Here is a 20,914-nt window from a genome sequence, read left to right as displayed (position 1 = left end):
CGTGGCGATCATCCCCACCGATCTGCTCGACCGCATCCGTGCGCTGGAACGCCAGGTCAGGGAGTTGATGGGCAGCGCCAACACCACCCCGGCGCAGAACCGGATCATGGGCGGCGAGGTGGTCATCGGCGACCGGGGCCGGCTGCGGGTGCGCACCTCGGGCGACGAGGACCTCCTCTACCTGGGGCGGGTCCAGCCGGACCGGGGCACCGACCGCCCGCAGCAGGGGTTCGTCGTGCGCCGCGACGACGGCTCGCTGGCCCTGACCGTGTGGACGGCGGCACCCGACACCCTGCCGGTCCAGCCGGTCCAGGTCATCGACCGCCGGGGCAACGTCGTCCTCGCCGACGACGCGGCGCGCGGTGGGCTGGCCCGGCCCTACATCCCGTACCCACTGCCCGCCCCCGCCGACGCGGCCCGGTGGGAGTCCACCGGTGCCACCACCTGGACGACGCTCTTCCGGGGGCCGGGCATCGTCCAGCACCCCCGCCTGCACTGCGCCGTCGCCGCCGAGGGCAGCGCGGGCGCCGAGGTCCGGCTGCTCGTCGACGGCGTCCAGACCGGCCCGGTGGGCACGCCGGGCGACGGGCTGGTGTTCACCGAGCGCATGCGCGCCGACTACGGCGCCACCGTCACCTTCGAGGTCCAGGCCAGGGTCGCCGCCGCCGGGGACACCCTGCGCTGCCGGCCGCTCGCCCTGTACGGCATCCAGTCCTGACGCCGGTCGTCGCCGCCGGCCGACCCCCGTCACCGCGGACGGCAACCACACTCACCACCGAGGAGGGCATCCGAGTGCTGCCTGAAAGCATCCCCACCGTCACCGTCACCGCCCGCTACCTGACTCCCGACGGCCGCCCGATGAGCGGCACCGTCGAGTTCCGGCCGCCGGCGCTGCTCACCCACGCCGAGGCGGACCTCTTCCTGGGCGGCCCGACCCGCGCCACCCTCGACGCCGAGGGCAGGATCAGCGTCGTCCTGCCGGCCACCGACGGCCCCGGCTGGAACCCCGTGGACTGGACGTACACGGTCACCGAGAAGCTCGCCGGGCTCGCCCGCGGCGGGCGCACGTACCAGATCGCGCTGTCGGCGGCGCTCCCCGCGGTCGACCTCGCCGACATCGCACCGGCCGACCCCGGCACCCCGCAGTACGTGGCCGTGCCGGGGCCGCCGGGGCCCGCCGGTGAGCTCGGCCCGCAGGGCCCGGCCGGGCCGGCCGGCGCGGTGCACTCCGTCAACGGTCACACCGAGGCCGACATCGTGCTCAGCGCCGCCGACGTGTCCGCCCTGTCCTCCACGTCGGCCGGCGCCCCCGGCGGGGTGGCCACGCTCGGCGCCGACGGGCTGGTCCCGGCCGCCCAGCTCCCCGCCGGTGGCGGCGCCGTCGCCTCCGTCAACGGACAGACCGGCGACGTCCGGCTGACCGCCGACGACCTGGGCGCGCTGACGCAGGTGACGGGCGACGCCCGGTACCTGCCCCTGGGCGGTGCCCCGGTGCGGTCGGTCAACGGACTCACCGGCGAGGTCGTCCTCACCGCGTCCGCCGTGTCGGCGGTGCCCGCGGGCGAGGCGCTCCTGCTCGCCGGCGACCAGAGCATCCAGGGCACCAAGACCTTCGCCACCCCGCCGGTCACCACGGCCGCGCCCGCCACGGCCGACGCGCTGACCCGCCGCGGCTACGTGGACGCGGTCTCCTCCGCGGGCACCTGGTCCCCGTCGGCGGTGGGCTTCCACGGCTGGTCGTTCGACCCGGCGGCGAGCTCCGCCAACTCGGTGCAGTACTGCATCAACGGCTGGGTGTACCTCATCGGCATCCCGCTGCACGCCCGCGCGACGGTGCGGAACGTGGTGTTCTACGTCCCGGGCTACGCGGGCAACAACGCGCTCAGCACCTCCTCGTACGCGGGCCTGTACACCGAGGAGGGCAAGCGGGTCGGCCTGACCGCCTCGCTCGGCACCCTGATTCCCGCCACCGAGGGACAGACCGTCGTCTGCCCCCTGTCCGCCTCGTACGTCGCGGAACCGGGCCGCTACTGGGTCGGCCTCGTCGTCAACGGGCCGAGCCCCAACACCAACGGCCCGGCCTTCATGCGCGGCGCCAGCATGGGCGAGGCGCCGGGCGGCAGCGCCCGGATGCCGGGCAAGTTCATCCGTCACGGCCGGCTGAGCACCACCGGCCAGTCGTCGCTGCCCACCTCCTTCGACCCGGGCAAGGTGGTGGCCGACTCCAACGCCATCTGGGCCGCCCTGTCCTGATCCCCCCGCGCGAAGGCCCCGCACCCGAGCGGTGCGGGGCCTTCGCGTGCCCGAACGAGAGGAACACACCGTGGCCACTCCGCTGACCGCCGACCGGCTGCTCGCCGCGCTGCGCGCCGAGGGCGTCGACGTCGTCGAGCACGAGGCCTGGCGCACCCACAACCGCAACCACAAGGGCGCCTGGGGCCCCGTGCACGGGGTCATGATCCACCACACCGTCAGCAGCGGCTCCGCGGCCTCCGTCGAGCTCTGCCACCGCGGCCACGCCACGCTGCCGGGCCCGCTCTGCCACGGCGTCATCGACAAGGCGGGCACCGTCCACCTGGTCGGCAACGGCCGCGCCAACCACGCCGGCGGCGGCGATCCCGCCGTGCTCGAGCGGGTGATCGCCGAGGACTACGGCGACCGGCCGCCCGCCCCGCGGGAACACGACGGCAGCGCCGGTGCCGTCGACGGCAACGCCCGTTTCTACGGCTTCGAGTGCGTCAACCTCGGCGACGGCGAGGACCCCTGGCCGGCCGCCCAGCTCGACGCGATCGAGCGGGTGTCCGCGGCGATCTGCCGGGCCCACGGCTGGGGTGCCCGCAGCGTCGTCGGGCACCTGGAGTGGTCCGACTGGAAGGTCGACCCGCGCGGCTTCACCATGCCGTCCCTGCGGGAGCGGGTCGCCGCCCGCCTGCGCGCCCCGGCGAGCGGGGCGGGCAAGGGCGGCGGGACGTCCGGCGGCCGGCCCGCGGGCGGGGACGTGTCCACGCCGAGCCACCACCCGTTCCCCGGCGCCGCCTTCTTCACCGGCCGCACCAGCTCGCCCGTGATCACCGCCATGGGCCGCCGGCTCGTCGCCGAGGGCTGCTCCGCGTACTCCGTCGGCCCCGGCCCCCGCTGGACCGAGGCCGACCGCCGCTCGTACGCCGCCTGGCAGCGCAAGCTCGGCTTCCGGGGCGGCGACGCCGACGGGGTGCCGGGCCGCACCTCCTGGAACGCGCTGAAGGTCCCGTACACGAAGTGAGGAGCCTGCCATGTCCGACGCCGCCAGGCGTACCGCCCGCACCGTCCTGCAGACCGCCGTCTCCCTTGCCCTGCTCCTGCCCGCGCTTGTCGACGCGGCCGGACTCCCGGCGACCCTGCCCTGGATCGCCGGGGCCCTGGCCGTCTCGGGGGCGCTGACGCGGGTGATGGCCGTGCCCGCCGTGCAGACGCTGCTCCCGGGGTGGCTGCGCACTCTGCCGCCGGGGGCCGAACCAGCGGGAACAGAACCGTCGGGTTCGAAACCGTCGGGAGCCGCCCATGACCGAGGCTGACCCGAACAACCCGGTCGCCGTGGCCCTGGAGCTGGAACGCCTGCGCGGCAGCCTGGAAGCCGGCTTCGCCCGGGCCGACGGCCAGCTCGCCCTGCTGGTGCAGCGCAGCGACCAGACCGACAAGCAGCTCGCGGACCACGAGGCCCGCCTCGACACGCTGGAACGCTCCCGCTGGCCGCTGGCGAGCATCGGCGCGCTCACCGCGACCGTGGGCGTCGCCGTCGCCCTGTGGGAGGTCATGCGCTGACCGCGCCGCCGGCGCCGCACACGCCGAAGGGCGGCCACCCCACGGGGTGACCGCCCTTCGGTCGTAGCAGCCGTATCAGGCGACTCGCTTACTGGTTGTACGGACCGTAGTCGTAGTCCTCCAGCGGAACGGCCTGGCCGGAGCCCGTGCCGAACGGCGAGTAGTCGATGTCGTCGTAGCCGACGGCCGAGTACATCGCGGCCTTGGCCTCCTCGGTCGGCTCGACCCGGATGTTGCGGTAGCGGGACAGGCCCGTACCGGCCGGGATGAGCTTACCGATGATGACGTTCTCCTTGAGGCCGATCAGGGAGTCGGACTTGGCGTTGATCGCCGCGTCCGTGAGGACCCTGGTCGTCTCCTGGAAGGACGCCGCCGACAGCCACGACTCGGTCGCCAGCGAGGCCTTGGTGATACCCATCAGCTGCGGACGACCGGAGGCCGGGTGACCGCCCTCCTGGACCACACGACGGTTCTCGGTCTCGAACTTCGTGCGCTCGACCAGCTCGCCGGGCAGCAGCTCGGCGTCGCCGGACTCGATGATCGTCACACGGCGCAGCATCTGCCGGATGATGATCTCGATGTGCTTGTCGTGGATCGACACGCCCTGCGAGTTGTAGACCTTCTGGACCTCGCCGACCAGGTGGACCTGGACGGCACGCTGACCCAGGATGCGCAGCACGTCGTGCGGGTTGGTGGCACCCACGGTGAGCTTCTGGCCCACCTCGACGTGATCGCCCTCGCCGACCAGCAGACGGGCACGCTTCGAGATCGGGAACGCCGTCTCGTCGCTGCCGTCGTCCGGGGTGACGACGATCTTCTTGGTCTTCTCGGTCTCCTCGATCCGGACGCGGCCGGAGGCCTCGGAGATCGGGGCGACACCCTTCGGGGTACGGGCCTCGAAGAGCTCGACGACACGCGGCAGACCCTGGGTGATGTCGTCACCGGCCACACCACCGGTGTGGAAGGTACGCATCGTCAGCTGGGTACCGGGCTCACCGATGGACTGGGCGGCGATGATGCCGACCGCCTCACCGATGTCGACCAGCTTGCCGGTGGCCAGCGAGCGGCCGTAGCACATGGCGCAGGTGCCGACCTGGGACTCGCAGGTCAGGATCGAACGGGTCTTGACCTCCTCGACACCGTGGTGCACCAGCTGGTCGATGAGCACGTCACCGAGGTCGACGTTGGCCGGCGCGATCACCTTGCCGTCGATGACGACGTCCTCGGCGAGCATGCGGGCGTACACGCTGGTCTCGACGTCGTCCGTCTTGCGCAGGACACCGTCCTCGCCGCGCTCGGCGATCCGCAGCCGCAGACCGCGCTCGGTGCCGCAGTCCTCCTCGCGGATGATGACGTCCTGGGAGACGTCGACCAGACGACGCGTGAGGTAACCCGAGTCGGCGGTACGCAGAGCGGTGTCCGCCAGACCCTTACGGGCACCGTGCGTGGAGATGAAGTACTCCAGCACGGACAGGCCCTCACGGAACGACGCCTTGATCGGACGCGGGATCGTCTCGTTCTTCGCGTTCGACACCAGACCACGCATACCGGCGATCTGACGCATCTGCATCATGTTGCCTCGTGCGCCCGAGTTCACCATCATGAAGATCGGGTTGGTCTTCGGGAAGTTGTCGTTCATCGCCTCGGCGACCTCGTTGGTCGCCTTGGTCCAGATCGCGATGAGCTCCTGCGTGCGCTCGTCCTTGGTGATCAGACCGCGCTCGTACTGCTTCTGGACCTTCTCGTCCTGAGCCTCGTAGCCCTTGACGATCTCCTTCTTCGCCTCGGGAACGACGACGTCGGAGATGGCCACGGTGACGCCGGAACGGGTGGCCCAGAAGAAGCCGGACGCCTTCAGGTTGTCGAGCGTCGCCGCCACGATGACCTTCGGGTAGCGCTCGGCGAGGTCGTTGACGATCTCCGAGAGCTGCTTCTTGCCGACCTCGTAGTCGACGAACGGGTAGTCCTCGGGCAGCAGCTCGTTGAAGAGCGCGCGGCCCAGCGTGGTGCGCAGGGTGAAGGTGTCACCCTGCTGCCACTCCGGCTCGCCCTCCTCGCGCGCCGGGGGCTCCCAGCCGCGGGGCGGGATGGTGCCCACCGGGAAGCGGATGTCGACCTTCGACTGGAGCGACAGGTCGCCCGCGTCGAACGCCATGATCGCCTCGGCGGCGGACCCGAAGGCACGGCCCTCACCCTTGAGGTCGCGGCCCTCGCCGTCGGTGGTGAGGAAGAACAGACCGAGGACCATGTCCTGGGTCGGCATCGTCACCGGACGGCCGTCGGCCGGCTTGAGGATGTTGTTCGAGGACAGCATCAGGATGCGGGCCTCGGCCTGCGCCTCCGCGGACAGCGGCAGGTGCACGGCCATCTGGTCACCGTCGAAGTCCGCGTTGAACGCGGTGCAGACGAGCGGGTGGATCTGGATGGCCTTGCCCTCGACCAGCTGCGGCTCGAAGGCCTGGATGCCGAGGCGGTGCAGCGTGGGCGCACGGTTCAGCAGAACCGGGTGCTCCGCGATGACCTCTTCCAGCACGTCGTACACGACCGTGCGGCCGCGCTCGACCATGCGCTTGGCGCTCTTGATGTTCTGCGCGTGGTTCAGGTCGACCAGGCGCTTCATCACGAACGGCTTGAAGAGCTCCAGCGCCATGGCCTTGGGCAGACCGCACTGGTGCAGCTTCAGCTGCGGGCCGACGACGATCACGGAACGCGCCGAGTAGTCGACTCGCTTGCCGAGCAGGTTCTGACGGAAGCGGCCCTGCTTGCCCTTGAGCATGTCGGACAGCGACTTCAGCGGACGGTTGCCGGGGCCCGTGACCGGGCGACCACGACGGCCGTTGTCGAAGAGCGCGTCGACGGCCTCCTGGAGCATGCGCTTCTCGTTGTTCACGATGATCTCGGGCGCGCCGAGGTCGAGAAGCCGCTTCAGGCGGTTGTTGCGGTTGATCACGCGGCGGTACAGGTCGTTCAGGTCGGAGGTCGCGAAGCGGCCACCGTCCAGCTGCACCATCGGACGCAGGTCCGGCGGGATGACCGGCACGCAGTCCAGCACCATGCCCTTGGGGCTGTTGCTGGTCTGCAGGAACGCGGAGACGACCTTGAGGCGCTTGAGCGCACGGGTCTTCTTCTGGCCCTTGCCGGTACGGATGATCTCGCGGAGGCGCTCGGCCTCCTCGTCGAGGTCGAAGGACTCCAGGCGCTTCTGCAGCGCGGCGGCGCCCATCGAGCCGTCGAAGTAGGTGCCGAAGCGGTCGCGCAGCTCGCGGTAGAGCAGCTCGTCGCCCTCGAGGTCCTGGACCTTGAGGTTCTTGAACCGGTTCCACACCTCGTCGAGGCGGTCGATCTCGCGCTGCGCGCGATCGCGCAGCTGCTTCATCTCACGCTCGGCACCCTCGCGCACCTTGCGGCGCACGTCGGCCTTGGCGCCCTCGGCCTCCAGCTCGGCCAGGTCGGTCTCGAGCTTCTTGGCCCGGGCCTCCAGGTCGGCGTCGCGGCGCTGCTCGATCTGCTGGCGCTCGACGGAGACGTGGGCCTCCAGCGAGGGCAGGTCGCGGGTGCGGCGCTCCTCGTCGACGTACGTGATCATGTACGCCGCGAAGTAGATGACCTTCTCCAGGTCCTTCGGGGCGAGGTCGAGCAGGTAGCCCAGCCGCGACGGGACGCCCTTGAAGTACCAGATGTGGGTGACGGGAGCGGCAAGCTCGATGTGGCCCATCCGCTCACGGCGCACCTTGGCGCGCGTGACCTCGACGCCACAGCGCTCACAGATGATGCCCTTGAAGCGGACGCGCTTGTACTTGCCGCAGTAGCACTCCCAGTCCCGGGTCGGACCGAAGATCTTCTCGCAGAAGAGTCCGTCCTTCTCGGGCTTGAGGGTGCGGTAGTTGATGGTCTCGGGCTTCTTGACCTCGCCGTGGCTCCACTGACGGATGTCGTCAGCGGTGGCCAGACCGATCCGGAGCTCGTCGAAGAAGTTGACGTCGAGCACTATGCGTCAATCCCTCTCAGGGTTGTAAGTCTTGGGGTCTGAAACGGGGGTCCTGGGGCCGGCAGGCCTTGATCGCTCAAGGCCTGCCGAAACTCCCGTCAGACCTCTTCGACGCTGCTCGGCTCGCGCCGGGACAGGTCGATGCCGAGCTCCTCCGCTGCGCGGAAGACGTCCTCGTCGGTGTCACGCATCTCGATGGACATGCCGTCCGAGGACAGCACCTCCACGTTGAGGCACAGGGACTGCATCTCCTTGATGAGCACCTTGAAGGACTCGGGGATGCCGGGCTCAGGGATGTTCTCGCCCTTGACGATGGCCTCGTAGACCTTCACGCGGCCGGTCACGTCGTCGGACTTGATGGTCAGCAGCTCCTGGAGGGCGTACGCGGCGCCGTAAGCCTCCAGCGCCCACACCTCCATCTCACCGAAGCGCTGGCCACCGAACTGGGCCTTACCACCCAGCGGCTGCTGGGTGATCATCGAGTACGGGCCGGTCGACCGGGCGTGCAGCTTGTCGTCGACCAGGTGGTGCAGCTTGAGGATGTACATGTAGCCGACCGAGATCGGGTCCGGGAACGGCTCACCGCTACGGCCGTCGAACAGCCGCGCCTTACCGGTCGGGAGCACCATGCGCTCGCCGTCCCGGTTCGGGATGGTGTGCTGGAGCAGACCCGCGAGCTCGTCCTCACGCGCACCGTCGAAGACCGGGGTGGCGACGTTGGTGCCGGGCTCGACCTTGTCGGCGCCGATGGCCTGGAGCCGCTGCGCCCACTCCTCCGCGAGGCCGGAGACGTCCCAGCCGCGGCTGGCGAGCCAGCCGAGGTGGATCTCCAGGACCTGTCCCGGGTTCATTCGGGACGGGACACCCAGCGGGTTCAGGATGATGTCGACCGGGGTGCCGTCCTCGAGGAACGGCATGTCCTCGATCGGGTTGATCTTGGAGATGACACCCTTGTTGCCGTGACGGCCGGCGAGCTTGTCACCGTCGGTGATCTTGCGCTTCTGCGCGACGTAGACGCGCACCAGCTGGTTGACACCGGGGGGAAGCTCGTCGCCCTCCTCGCGGTCGAAGACGCGGACGCCGATGACCTTGCCGATCTCGCCGTGCGGGACCTTCAGCGAGGTGTCACGGACCTCACGGGCCTTCTCACCGAAGATCGCGCGCAGCAGGCGCTCCTCGGGCGTCAGCTCGGTCTCACCCTTGGGCGTGACCTTGCCGACGAGGATGTCGCCGGCGACGACCTCGGCACCGATGCGGATGATGCCGCGCTCGTCGAGGTCGGCGAGGACCTCCTCGGAGACGTTCGGGATGTCCCGGGTGATCTCCTCGGGGCCGAGCTTGGTGTCACGGGCGTCGACCTCGTGCTCCTCGATGTGGATCGAGGAGAGGACGTCGTCCTGCACGAGGCGCTGCGACAGGATGATCGCGTCCTCGTAGTTGTGACCCTCCCACGGCATGAAGGCGACCAGCAGGTTCTTGCCGAGCGCCATCTCGCCGTTCTCGGTGGCCGGACCGTCGGCCAGGACCTGGCCCTCGATGATCCGGTCGCCCTCGCTGACGATGACCTTCTGGTTGACCGAGGTTCCCTGGTTGGACCGGGAGAACTTGGCCAGGCGGTACGTGATGTACGTGCCGTCGTCGTTGGTGGTGGTGATGTAGTCCGCGGAGACCTCCTGGACCACACCCGCCTTCTCGGCCTTGACCACGTCGCCGGCGTCGACCGCGGAGCGGTACTCCATGCCGGTGCCGACGAGCGGGGACTCGCTCTTGATGAGCGGCACGGCCTGACGCATCATGTTCGCGCCCATGAGGGCACGGTTGGCGTCGTCGTGCTCGAGGAACGGGATCATGGCGGTCGCGACCGACACCATCTGGCGCGGCGAGACGTCCATGTAGTCGACGTCGTCACCGGGGACGTAGTCGACCTCGCCGCCACGGCGGCGGACCAGGACGCGGGCCTCGGTGAACCGCATGTCGTCGTTGAGCGTGGCGTTGGCCTGCGCGATGACGAAGCGGTCCTCCTCGTCGGCGGTCAGGTAGTCCACCTCGTCGGTGACCTGGCCCTCGACGACCTTGCGGTACGGCGTCTCGATGAAGCCGAACGGGTTGATCCGCCCGTAGGAGGCGAGCGAGCCGATCAGACCGATGTTCGGGCCTTCCGGCGTCTCGATCGGGCACATGCGGCCGTAGTGCGACGGGTGGACGTCACGGACCTCGAAGCCGGCCCGCTCACGGGAGAGACCACCCGGGCCGAGGGCGTTCAGACGACGCTTGTGCGTCAGCCCCGACAGCGGGTTGTTCTGGTCCATGAACTGGGACAGCTGGCTGGTGCCGAAGAACTCCTTGATGGAGGCGACGACCGGCCGGATGTTGATCAGGGTCTGCGGCGTGATCGCCTCGACGTCCTGGGTGGTCATGCGCTCGCGCACGACGCGCTCCATACGGGCGAGACCCGTACGGACCTGGTTCTGGATCAGCTCGCCGACGTTGCGGATGCGGCGGTTGCCGAAGTGGTCGATGTCGTCGGTCTCGACGACGATCTCCCGGCCCGACTCGCCGACCGTCTCGGTCTCACCGGCGTGCAGCTTCACCAGGTACTTGATCGTGGCGATGATGTCGTCGGTGGTGAGGACGCCGGCGTCCAGGGGCTCGTCGGCGCCGAGCTTCTTGTTGACCTTGTAGCGGCCGACCTTGGCGAGGTCGTAGCGCTTGGGGTTGAAGTAGAGGTTCTCGAGCAGCGTCTGCGCGGCCTCACGGGTGGGCGGCTCGCCCGGACGCAGCTTGCGGTAGATGTCGAGCAGCGCGTCGTCCTGGCCCTGGGTGTGGTCCTTCTCCAGGGTGGCGCGCATGGACTCGTACTCGCCGAACTCCTCGAGGATCTGCTCGGTCGTCCAACCGAGGGCCTTGAGCAGGACGGTCACGGACTGCTTGCGCTTGCGGTCGATGCGCACACCGACCATGTCGCGCTTGTCGATCTCCATCTCCAGCCAGGCACCCCGGGACGGGATGATCTTGGCGGAGAAGATGTCCTTGTCGGACGTCTTGTCGATGGAGGAGTCGAAGTAGACACCCGGCGAACGGACCAGCTGGGACACCACGACACGCTCGGTGCCGTTGATGACGAAGGTGCCCTTGTTGGTCATGAGCGGGAAGTCGCCCATGAAGACCGTCTGGGACTTGATCTCGCCGGTCTCGTTGTTGGTGAACTCGGCGGTGACGAAGAGCGGGGCCGCGTACGTGAAGTCGCGGTCCTTGCACTCGTCGATGCTGTTCTTGGGGGGCTCGAAACGGTGGTCGCGGAACGTCAGCGACATCGACCCGGAGAAGTCCTCGATCGGCGAGATCTCCTCGAAGATCTCCTCCAGACCGGACTTGGTGGGGACGTCCTGACCGGACTCCAGAGCCGACTCGACGCGAGCCTTCCACGCGTCGTTGCCGAGCAGCCAGTCGAAGCTCTCGGTTTGCAGCGCGAGAAGGTTCGGAACCTCGAGGGGCTCCTTGATCTTTGCAAAGGAGATGCGCAGCGGGGCGGTGCTGGCAGCGTTGTTCGTATTCGCGGTCGAGGCATTGCGCGAGGCGGCCAAGAGGGGGTCCTTCCGAGGGCTCGGACTCACTACGCGCGTACCGGCCCCTCTTCCGTGCACGAAGACAGGTGGTGCCTGATGTGGCTGAAGAGCCAGATCGGGCGTGCTCTGGTCGTCGGTGCTCGGGCGAGGGCAGACCCCTGGTGACGGGCAGGGGGCAGCTAACAGGCAGCGCAAAGGGTCAGTGTAGCCACTTGGCACACTGATGTCCAGTGCCGTTCTCGCGGACCGTGTTCGCTCCTCGTTGTTCTCACCACCTGCGGCAAGGCCTAGCCCTCAACGCACGTTGATACTGCCCTCTTCGTCGCGGATCCATGCCTCGGATTCGGATCCTTGTGACGACGCCCTGAGAATTGCGCGCCGCGTGCGGTTCGTCAAGGCCCCCCTTGGCCGAACCGGTTGTCACCAGAGGGCTCTCAGCGCCCCGGTGACGGCACGACGAAGATCACCATACTCCCCGCCGTCACGCGTGCAAGGCAGCCGCCGCCGGACCCCGGATACACCGAAGAGCGACCACCCGGATGGATGATCGCTCTTCAGCGCTGAGGCGTTACAGGTCCTTACGGAATCCTTACGGATCCGTGGGGCCCGTGAGGTCTTACTTGACCTCGACCGAGGCGCCGGCGCCCTTGAGGGACTCGGCGGCCTTCTCGGCCTGCTCCTTGTTGACCTTCTCCAGGACCGGCTTCGGGGTGCCGTCGACGAGGTCCTTGGCCTCCTTCAGACCCAGGGAGGTCAGCTCGCGCACGACCTTGATGACCTGGATCTTCTTCTCGCCGGCGCCGGTCAGGATGACGTCGAACTCGTCCTGCTCGGCCTCGGCCTCGACCGGGGCGCCGGGGGCGGCGGGGCCGGCAACGGCGACCGCGGCGGCGGCGGTGACGTCGAACTTCTCCTCGAAGGCCTTCACGAACTCGGAGAGCTCGATGAGGGTCATCTCCTCGAACTGGGCGAGCAGGTCGTCCTGGCTGAGCTTCGCCATGATGGCGGTCCTTCCACTAATTCGGCAGGTGCCGGATGTACGGGGTGAGGCGGGCGTACGTCGGGCCCGCATCGACCCTCACCTCATGCGGTTCATGCGGCGAGGATCGGAAAGCGAGCCGAGTTACTCGGCACCGCCCTGCTCGTCCTGCTTGGCACGGAGCGCGTCCACGGTGCGGACGAGCTTCGAGGGAAGCGCCTGGAAGAGCTGAGCAGCCTGAGACTGCTTGCCCTTGAAGGCACCCGCCAGCTTGGAGAGCAGAACCTCGCGGGACTCGAGGTCCGCAAGCTTCTTGATCTCGTCGGCGGACAGCGCCTTGCCTTCAAGGACACCGCCCTTGATGACGAGGTTCGGGTTGTCCTTGGCGAAGTCGCGCAGACCCTTCGCCGACTCCACCGGGTCACCGGTGATGAAGGCGACAGCCGTCGGACCATTGAACTGGTCGTCCAGCGTCGTGATCCCGGCCTCGTTGGCCGCAATCTTGGTCAGCGTGTTCTTCACCACGGCGTACTGGGCGTTCTCACCGAGCGACCGGCGCAGCGTCTTGAGCTGCGCCACGGTGAGACCGCGGTACTCGGTCAGCACTGCGGCGTTGGAGCTGCGGAACTTGTCCGTCAGCTCGGCAACCGCGGCAGCCTTGTCGGGCGTCGCCATAGAGCCTCGGCCTCCTTCCGGGTGATTCGGACCGCGCGGACCCGAAGGAGGACTGGGGAAAACGAAACGCCCCGGCGCAGGCGCACGGGGCGTGGCTCGACCGTCGTCACACGCACGGGGCGCGGGCTCCGGGAGCTCATCCACTGTCACCTACGCGGGTCGTCCGCAGTTCAGCGGATCCTTCGGCCACCGTGCCCTCTCGCGAGCGCAACGGCAACGACCAGCGGTCTTTGGCTTCTGGGAGAGCGTACGTGAACGGGGCGGTGTCAAGCAAATCCGCCCGTACGGCGACTCGGCCGCGCCGGTTCGGCCCTGCCGGATCCAGCCCTGCCGGATCCAGCCCTGCCGGATTCAGCCCTGCTGGGACTCCTTCATCATCTCGGCCAGGTCGACGGTTTCCCCGGCGGGCGGGGCCGTGACCTTCACGGGCTCGTTGAGGCCGAGGAAGGTGATGGTCATGTCCAGCGGGCCCTTGTCGGCGTCGCCGCGCATGCGGAACTGCTTGGTGTGGTCCTCGCCGTCGACCCACATGTCCATGGTGAGCTTGTCGACGCCCATCTTCTCGTACTGTTCGAGGCTCTTCCGGCGCTTCTCCCGAGTGGCCCGGTCCTCGTCCTGGAGCGACTTCTCCAGGTCGGCGAGGGTGACCGTGCCCTTGTAGTGGGTGGTCTTCACACCGTCGACGGTCTCGGTGCCGACCTCCTCCACGTCCTTGGCCCCGGTGAGGAAGGTGGACTCGGTCGCCGGGTTCTTGTCGGCCTGGGAGGCGCCGCCCAGCTGGTTCAGCTCCTCGCCGGCACCCATCGCGGACAGGTCGAGCTTCATCCAGCTCTTGCCGTCCATCTCCTTGGCGGCCTCGGCGCCGCCCCCGATGTACATGGCCTTGCCGACCAGCCGGATCTCCGCCGTCGCGTCGGGGCCCTGGTCGAGCGCCGTCATCTTCATGCTCATCGCGACCGTGGGCTTGAGCTGCATCTCGGCCTCGGCCTCGACCCGCCCCTCCTCGGGGGCCCTGCCGGTCATGCGGTAGCGGAGGGAGTCGATCTCCTCCGTGTTCTTCGCCGCCTTGGCGACGGCCGCCGCCGGCGTCATCTTCGGGGACTCGTCGGCCCCGTCCTCCTTGGAACAGCCCACCGCGCCCGCGGCGAGCAACAGCGCGGCCAGCCCGGCACCCACGGGCACACGTACGGACGTCTTCATGGATTCCCCCCACGGAACACGGAAAAGAGACTGCCTCTGCACAGCAGGACGCGAGCGTATCCGAAGCAGTTCGAATGATCTTGCGGTTTATGTGGTCCGGGGACCCCGGCCAGGAGCGTCAGAGGCGTCAGGAGCCCGGCGCCGCCAGCAGCTCCTTGAAGTCCGCCGTGTCGGCGGCCGGGGGGCGCTCGGCGGTCACGGCGACGCCGTAGTCGCTGTAGTACGCGGTCTGGGTCAGCTCCCCGGTCTCCGTCCGCCCTCGCTCGACCTTCTTGACCAGCAGGTCGCGGTCGTCGACCCAGACGTCGACGGTCTGGGCGGTGGCGCCGCCCACCGTGCCGGTCCAGTGCGTGGTGCGCCGGCCGCGGGTCGTCTCCGCGCCGACCTTGCGTACGTCGTCGGAGGCCAGCAGCCGCTGCACCGCCTGGTGGGGCGTGGTGTTGCGCATCTGGTCCGCGAAACCGGCGCCCGCGCCGCCGCCGAGGTCCTCCAGGTCGGCGTAGACGTACTTGATCCAGTGCCTGCCGCCCACCCGGTCGGCGAACGTGTCGCCCATCCTGGCGTAGTAGGCGTCGGGCAGGTACCGGGCCTCCATGGTGGTGGTGCCGAGCCGGCGCATCGTCTCGGCGGTCGTGCCGCCCGTGTACGTGATCGTCAGGGTTCCGGTGAGGCCGTCGCTCCAGCCGAGGGCGCCGGCGGCGTCCAGGGACAGCTCGCGGCCCATGACGGTCGTGGACTCGACCCGGGCGGAACCCGCCCGTCCGACGGCCCGCTCCACGGACCGCAGGGACTCGGCCGACGGGCCGGTGAGGGAAGGCGAGCCGACGGGGTCGTCGGAGGGCCCGTCCGAGGCGGTGCAGGCGGTGACGCAGGCCAGCGCGGCCGTCACCGCGATCGAGACGACCGTACGGCGTGCCGTCGTGCGCGTCATTCATCCCACCCCCGTGCGAGTCCCGTGCCCGCACGCTAACGCAGGGCACGGGCACCTGTACGGGGAAACACCTGCGGGGAAACACCTGCGGGAAAAGGGGAACGGGCCCCGCACCTCGGAAGGTGCGGGGCCCGTGAACCGGTTGGGCGAGCCGTCGGCTCAGACAGCGGCCGGGTCCTCCTCGACGAGGAGGTTGCGGGTGCGGTTGGAGTCGAGCGGAATGCCGGGGCCCATCGTGGTGCTGATGGCGGCCTTCCGGATGTAGCGGCCCTTGGCGGCGGACGGCTTCAGACGGAGGATCTCCTCCAGCGCCGCGCCGTAGTTCTCCACCAGCTTGGTGTCGTCGAACGACGTCTTGCCGATGATGAAGTGCAGGTTCGAGTGCTTGTCGACGCGGAACTCGATCTTGCCGCCCTTGATGTCGTTGACAGCCTTGGCGACGTCCGGGGTCACGGTGCCGGTCTTGGGGTTCGGCATGAGACCACGGGGACCGAGCACGCGGCCGAGGCGGCCGACCTTGCCCATGAGGTCCGGGGTGGCGACGACGGCGTCGAAGTCCAGACGGCCCTTCGACACCTCGTCGATCAGTTCGTCGGCGCCGACGATGTCGGCGCCCGCGGCACGCGCGGCCTCGGCACGGTCGCCGGTCGCGAAGACCAGGACCCGGGCGGTCTTACCGGTGCCGTGCGGGAGGTTCACGGTGCCACGGACCATCTGGTCGGCCTTGCGCGGGTCGACACCCAGACGGAAGGCGACCTCGACGGTGCCGTCGAACTTGGACGTGGAGGTCTCCTTGGCGAGACGGACGGCCTCGAGCGGGGCGTAGAGCTTCTCCCGGTCGATCTTGGCGTCCGCAGCGCGGAGAGACTTGCTGCGCTTGCTCACTACTGCTCCTGTGGCTTCTGAGGAGTTGTGGTCCGGGCCGAGCAGGCCCTACCACTACTGCTTGGTTACGGAGGTGGAGGTCAGCCCTCGACCGTGACGCCCATGGAACGCGCGGTGCCGGCGATGATCTTCTCGGCGGCGTCCAGGTCGTTGGCGTTGAGGTCGGGCATCTTGGTGGTGGCGATCTCACGGACCTGGTCACGCGTGATCTTCGCGACCTTGGTCTTGTGCGGCTCGCCGGAGCCCTTCTCCACGCCCGCGGCCTTGAGGATCATCTTGGCGGCCGGCGGCGTCTTGGTGATGAAGGTGAAGGAGCGGTCCTCGTAGACCGTGATCTCCACCGGGATGACCCAACCGCGCTGCGACTCGGTCGCGGCGTTGTAGGCCTTGCAGAACTCCATGATGTTGACGCCGTGCTGACCCAGCGCGGGGCCGACCGGCGGAGCCGGGTTCGCGGCACCGGCCTGGATCTGGAGCTTGATGAGCCCCGTGACCTTCTTCTTCTTGGGAGGCATAGCTCTCCGGGTCCTTTCGATTCGGGTCCTGCCTGGGTTCGGGAGCTACCCGGACACAGGCATACCGCACAACGATAACGGGTATGGATGCGCGGCCAAAAACCGAGCAGGTCAGACAACGCGCGAGCGTTCGTCTGACCTGCTCGGAAGCGGTACGTCCGAAGAAGGCTAGTTCTTCTGGATCTGGTCGAAGCTCAGCTCGACCGGGGTCTCGCGGCCGAAGATCTCGACGAGGCCCTTGACCTTCTTCGAGTCGGCGTTGATCTCGTTGATCGTGGCCTGCAGCGTCGCGAACGGGCCGTCGGTGACGGTGACCGAGTCGCCGACCTCGAAGTCCAGGACCTGGACCTCGACCTTGCGCTGCGGCGCCGGCTTGCCCTCGGCCTCGGCTGCCTCGCGGGCGGCCTTCTCCTCGGCCTCGGGGGCGAGCATCTTGACGATCTCGTCCAGCGTCAGCGGGTACGGGTCGTAGGCGTTGCCGACGAAGCCGGTGACGCCGGGGGTGTTGCGGACGACGCCCCAGGACTCGTTGGTCAGGTCCATGCGGACCAGGACGTAGCCGGGCAGCTTGTTCTGCCGGATCGTCTTGCGGTCGCCGTTCTTGATCTGGACGACCTCTTCCTGCGGCACCTCGGCCTGGAAGATGTAGTCCTCGACGTTCAGCGAGACGGCGCGCTGCTCGAGATTGGTCTTCACGCGGTTCTCGTAACCGGCGTAGGTGTGGATCACGTACCACTCGCCGGGGAGGACACGCAGCTCCTGGCGGAGCTTCTCGACCGGGTCGAGCTCGGGCTCGGGCTCCGCGGCCTCGTCCGCCGACTCGGCGGTCTCGTCCTCGTCCTGGGCCTCGTCGGACTCGTCCTCGTCGGACTCGTCGTCTTCGGTCTCGTCCGCGTCGGTCTCGTCCTGGGCCTCGGCGGTCTCGTCCGCGTCCGCGACGACGACGTCGTCGGCAGCCTCGGCCTCGGCGGAGGCCTCGGTGTCCTCGTTGTCGGCGCCCTCGACGGTGCCGAGCTCGTCCTCGACGGACTCGACCGGCTCGATGGCGTCGTTCACGTTCGGGTCAGACACGGTGGCTGCTTCTTCCTGGATACATAGGGGTGGAACACGCGAAAGGGGCGCCGGGTACCTCGGCGCCCTTCGCTCTCGACTCAGCCGAAGACGTACTTGGCCGCGTGACTGAAGCCATAGTCAATCAGGGTCACCAGGCCGATCATGATGACCACGAAGATGATCACCACGGCGGTGTACGTCGTCAGCTGGTTACGGCTGGGCCAGACAACCTTGCGAAGCTCCGCGACGATCTGGCGGTAGAAGAGCGCGAGGCGCTTCAGCGGGCCCTTCTTGGCGCGCTTGCCGCCCTTGCGGGCCTTCTTCTTGGAGTCCGGCGCCTCGTCCTGGGCATCAGGCATGTCGATGGAGCCCACGGCGTCCGTCACTCGTCCTCACCTGATTCCGGGTCGTGGCCGTGCCGCGCCCGGTTTGAGCCGCACGGCGGTGCATTGCTGTACGTACATGCGCACACATCCTGGCGATGGTGTGTGTAGCAGGGCCGGAGGGACTTGAACCCCCAACCGCTGGTTTTGGAGACCAGTGCTCTACCAATTGAGCTACGACCCTTTGTGTGCCCCCCAACGTACCGCATCCGCCCGGATGCTTGGTGTGCACCGAGTGAGCGCGGGCCGCTGAAGGCCAACGAGGTGAGAGTGTACGTGCTCACGGGCCGGGCGTCGAACAGAAAAGACGCACGGGCGTCTTCCTGGGCCGTCCTGGCCGAAGATCGCCCTGCCCCGGGGGGTGGATCCGAACTGGTGTCGCGGGTGGATCCGGACTGGCGTTCAGGCGGGCGTTCAGGCGTGCGCCCTGCCCCGTTCGGTCTGTTCAGTCCGTGAAACCCGTGTGCCACGGAAGTTTCCGGTCTGGAACGATGGGCCCATGAGCCCTGCAACCCCTCCCACCGAGCGCCGGGTCTCCGCCCGAGTCGGCGCGATCTCCGAGTCCGCCACCCTCGCCGTGGACGCCAAGGCCAAGGCACTCAAGGCCGCCGGGCGCCCGGTGATCGGCTTCGGCGCCGGTGAACCCGACTTCCCGACGCCGGAGTACATCGTCGAGGCCGCCATCGAGGCCTGCAAGAACCCGAAGTTCCACCGCTACACGCCGGCCGGCGGTCTGCCGGAGCTGAAGGCCGCGATCGCCGCCAAGACGCTGCGCGACTCCGGCTACGAGGTCGACCCGTCGCAGATCCTGGTCACCAACGGCGGCAAGCAGGCGATCTACGAGGCGTTCGCCGCGATCCTCGACCCGGGCGACGAGGTCATCGTCCCGGCGCCGTACTGGACGACGTACCCCGAGTCGATCCGGCTGGCCGGCGGTGTCCCCGTCGAGGTCGTCGCCGACGAGACGTCCGGTTACCGGGTCAGCGTGGAGCAGCTGGAGGCGGCCCGCACGGAGAAGACGAAGGTCGTCCTCTTCGTGTCGCCGTCGAACCCGACGGGCTCCGTGTACAGCGAGGCCGAGACCGAGGCGATCGGCCAGTGGGCCGTCGAGCACGGCCTGTGGGTGCTGACCGACGAGATCTACGAGCATCTCGTCTACGGTGACGCCTTCGCGGTGTCCATGCCGGCGCTGCTGCCCGAGCTGCGCGACAAGTGCATCGTGGTCAACGGTGTCGCGAAGACGTACGCGATGACCGGCTGGCGGGTCGGGTGGGTCATCGGCCCGAAGGACGTCGTCAAGGCCGCGACGAACCTCCAGTCGCACGCCACGTCCAACGTGTCCAACGTGGCCCAGGCGGCGGCGCTGGCCGCGGTCTCCGGCGACCTGGACGCCGTGGCGAAGATGCGGGAGGCCTTCGACCGGCGCCGTCAGACCATCGTGCGGATGCTCAACGAGATCGACGGCGTGCTCTGCCCGGAGCCCAAGGGCGCGTTCTACGCCTACCCGTCGGTGAAGGCACTGCTCGGCAAGGAGATCCGCGGCAAGCGTCCGCAGGACTCGGTCGAGCTGGCCGCGCTGATCCTGGAGGAGGCCGAGGTCGCGGTGGTGCCCGGCGAGGCGTTCGGCACTCCCGGTTACCTGCGGCTTTCGTACGCGCTCGGGGACGAGGACCTCGTCGAGGGCGTGAGCCGGATCCAGAAGCTGCTGGCGGAGGCGCGGGACTGACCTCCCCCCGCTTCCCACAGAGCACCCCGTGACGTCACGGGGTGCTCTGTTTGTTTGTGCGAGCAAGACCACGTACGGGGAAACTGCTACCGGGGCGGGCGTGGCGTGCGGCAGGATCACGGAATGGAGCGTGTACGTGATGTCTCTGAACTGCCGAAGGCCCATCTGCACCTGCACTTCACCGGGTCGATGCGGCCCGCGACCCTGCTGGAACTGGCCGACAAGCACGGTGTGCGTCTGCCCGAGACGCTGACCGAGGCGCTGAGCCGGGGGGAGTCGCCGGAGCTGCGGGCGACGGACGAGCGCGGCTGGTTCCGCTTCCAGCGGCTGTACGACGCGGCGCGCTCGTGCCTCCAGGATCCTGAGGACATCCAGCGGCTGGTCCGGGAGGCCGCGGAGGAGGACCTGCGGGACGGGTCGGGGTGGCTGGAGATCCAGGTGGACCCGACGTCGTACGCGCCGCGGCTGGGTGGGCTGATTCCGGCGCTGGAGATCATCCTGGACGCGGTGGAAACGACCGTGCGGGACACCGGGATCGGGATGCGGTTGCTGGTCGCCGCGAACCGGATGAAGCATCCGCTGGACGCGCGCACGCTGGCCCGTCTCGCGGTGCGGTACGCGGACCGGGGTGTGGTCGGGTTCGGGCTCTCGAACGACGAGCGGCGCGGCATGGCCCGGGACTTCGACCGGGCGTTCGCGATCGCGCGGGACGGGGGGCTGCTGTCCGCGCCGCACGGGGGTGAACTGACCGGGCCGATGTCGGTGCGGGACTGTCTCGACGACCTGGAGGCCGACCGGATCGGGCACGGGGTGCGGGCGGCGGAGGATCCGCGGCTGCTGAAGCGGCTTGCCGACCGGCAGGTGACGTGCGAGGTGTGTCCGGCGTCCAACGTCGCGCTGGGCGTCTACGAGAAGCCGGAAGACGTGCCGCTGCGGACGCTGTTCGAGGCGGGGGTGCCGATGGCGCTCGGCGCGGACGATCCTCTGCTGTTCGGGGCGCGGCTGGCGGCGCAGTACGAGATCGCGCGGCAGCACCACGGGTTCACGGACGCGGAGCTGGCGGAACTGGCCCGTCAGTCGGTGCGGGGGGCGGCTGCGCCGGAGGCGGTGAAGCGGAAGCTGCTGGCCGGGGTGGACGACTGGCTGGCCGCGTAGGCGGGTTCGGTGGTGAGGTGGGTCGGGGGGGGGGGGGGGGGGGGGGGGGGGGGGGGG

Annotated in this window: 17 protein-coding genes and 1 tRNA gene; 7 read left to right on the top strand and 11 right to left on the bottom strand. The window is 69.1% G+C overall.

Annotated elements, in window-relative coordinates:
• Position 1 precedes the first annotated feature (1 nt).
• The 5 genes from RM812_RS07655 (at position 2) to RM812_RS07635 (ending at position 3,801) form a co-directional block, all read left to right on the top strand.
• The gene (locus RM812_RS07655; protein ID WP_311571646.1) at positions 2–718 is read left to right on the top strand and encodes a hypothetical protein; all 717 of its coding nucleotides are present in this window, start codon (positions 2–4) and stop codon (positions 716–718) included.
• A gap of 74 nt (positions 719–792) precedes the next feature.
• A complete protein-coding gene (locus RM812_RS07650) occupies positions 793–2,253 on the top strand; it encodes a phage tail protein (RefSeq protein WP_311571645.1) in 1,461 nt (486 codons plus the stop codon).
• Between the two features lie 70 nt (positions 2,254–2,323).
• Entirely contained in the window at positions 2,324–3,262 is a 939-nt protein-coding gene (locus tag RM812_RS07645) for a peptidoglycan-binding protein (RefSeq protein ID WP_311571644.1), read from the top strand.
• A gap of 10 nt (positions 3,263–3,272) precedes the next feature.
• Complete coding sequence (locus tag RM812_RS07640; RefSeq protein ID WP_311571643.1) at positions 3,273–3,554, top strand: hypothetical protein; 282 nt, start codon at positions 3,273–3,275, stop codon at positions 3,552–3,554.
• Positions 3,541–3,801 carry a hypothetical protein gene (locus RM812_RS07635; RefSeq protein ID WP_311571642.1) on the top strand — a complete coding sequence of 87 codons (261 nt, stop codon included), beginning with the start codon at positions 3,541–3,543 and terminating at the stop codon, positions 3,799–3,801. The genes RM812_RS07640 and RM812_RS07635 overlap by 14 nt, the downstream gene beginning before the upstream one ends.
• An 88-nt stretch (positions 3,802–3,889) precedes the next feature.
• On the opposite strand, the gene RM812_RS07630 is transcribed toward RM812_RS07635, so the two are convergent.
• The 11 genes from RM812_RS07630 to RM812_RS07580 all read right to left on the bottom strand — a co-directional run bounded on the left by RM812_RS07630 (position 3,890) and on the right by RM812_RS07580 (position 18,160).
• On the bottom strand, positions 3,890–7,789 hold the full coding sequence (locus tag RM812_RS07630; RefSeq protein ID WP_311571641.1) for a DNA-directed RNA polymerase subunit beta': 3,900 nt from the start codon (positions 7,787–7,789) through the stop codon (positions 3,890–3,892).
• A gap of 98 nt (positions 7,790–7,887) precedes the next feature.
• The gene (gene rpoB, locus RM812_RS07625; RefSeq protein ID WP_311571640.1) at positions 7,888–11,373 is read right to left on the bottom strand and encodes a DNA-directed RNA polymerase subunit beta; all 3,486 of its coding nucleotides are present in this window, start codon (positions 11,371–11,373) and stop codon (positions 7,888–7,890) included.
• 598 nt (positions 11,374–11,971) lie between these two features.
• Complete coding sequence (rplL, locus tag RM812_RS07620; protein WP_311571639.1) at positions 11,972–12,355, bottom strand: 50S ribosomal protein L7/L12; 384 nt, start codon at positions 12,353–12,355, stop codon at positions 11,972–11,974.
• Between the two features lie 123 nt (positions 12,356–12,478).
• Positions 12,479–13,009, bottom strand: coding sequence for a 50S ribosomal protein L10 (rplJ, locus tag RM812_RS07615; RefSeq protein ID WP_311571638.1), 531 nt, complete (start codon positions 13,007–13,009; stop codon positions 12,479–12,481).
• A gap of 351 nt (positions 13,010–13,360) precedes the next feature.
• Complete coding sequence (locus RM812_RS07610; protein WP_311571637.1) at positions 13,361–14,209, bottom strand: LolA-like protein; 849 nt, start codon at positions 14,207–14,209, stop codon at positions 13,361–13,363.
• 127 nt (positions 14,210–14,336) lie between these two features.
• A complete protein-coding gene (locus RM812_RS07605; RefSeq protein WP_311571636.1) occupies positions 14,337–15,140 on the bottom strand; it encodes a hypothetical protein in 804 nt (267 codons plus the stop codon).
• A gap of 159 nt (positions 15,141–15,299) precedes the next feature.
• Positions 15,300–16,025 carry a 50S ribosomal protein L1 gene (gene rplA, locus RM812_RS07600; protein WP_311571635.1) on the bottom strand — a complete coding sequence of 242 codons (726 nt, stop codon included), beginning with the start codon at positions 16,023–16,025 and terminating at the stop codon, positions 15,300–15,302.
• A gap of 80 nt (positions 16,026–16,105) precedes the next feature.
• Positions 16,106–16,540, bottom strand: coding sequence for a 50S ribosomal protein L11 (rplK, locus tag RM812_RS07595; RefSeq protein WP_006130605.1), 435 nt, complete (start codon positions 16,538–16,540; stop codon positions 16,106–16,108).
• 168 nt (positions 16,541–16,708) lie between these two features.
• The gene (gene nusG, locus RM812_RS07590) at positions 16,709–17,611 is read right to left on the bottom strand and encodes a transcription termination/antitermination protein NusG (RefSeq protein ID WP_311571634.1); all 903 of its coding nucleotides are present in this window, start codon (positions 17,609–17,611) and stop codon (positions 16,709–16,711) included.
• An 80-nt stretch (positions 17,612–17,691) separates the two neighbouring features.
• Positions 17,692–17,979, bottom strand: coding sequence for a preprotein translocase subunit SecE (secE, locus tag RM812_RS07585; protein WP_311571633.1), 288 nt, complete (start codon positions 17,977–17,979; stop codon positions 17,692–17,694).
• Between the two features lie 108 nt (positions 17,980–18,087).
• Positions 18,088–18,160 (bottom strand) — tRNA-Trp (locus RM812_RS07580).
• A gap of 315 nt (positions 18,161–18,475) precedes the next feature.
• Here RM812_RS07580 and RM812_RS07575 point away from each other — a divergent pair.
• Both RM812_RS07575 and RM812_RS07570 read left to right on the top strand, forming a co-directional pair.
• The gene (locus RM812_RS07575; RefSeq protein WP_311571632.1) at positions 18,476–19,702 is read left to right on the top strand and encodes a pyridoxal phosphate-dependent aminotransferase; all 1,227 of its coding nucleotides are present in this window, start codon (positions 18,476–18,478) and stop codon (positions 19,700–19,702) included.
• 123 nt (positions 19,703–19,825) lie between these two features.
• Positions 19,826–20,857 carry an adenosine deaminase gene (locus tag RM812_RS07570; protein ID WP_311571631.1) on the top strand — a complete coding sequence of 344 codons (1,032 nt, stop codon included), beginning with the start codon at positions 19,826–19,828 and terminating at the stop codon, positions 20,855–20,857.
• The last annotated feature ends 57 nt before the right edge of the window (positions 20,858–20,914 follow it).

Origin of the sequence: Streptomyces lancefieldiae (assembly GCF_031845825.1) — a bacterium.
GTDB lineage: Bacteria > Actinomycetota > Actinomycetes > Streptomycetales > Streptomycetaceae > Streptomyces > Streptomyces lancefieldiae.
This window is presented reverse-complemented; position numbering and strand designations above follow the sequence as displayed.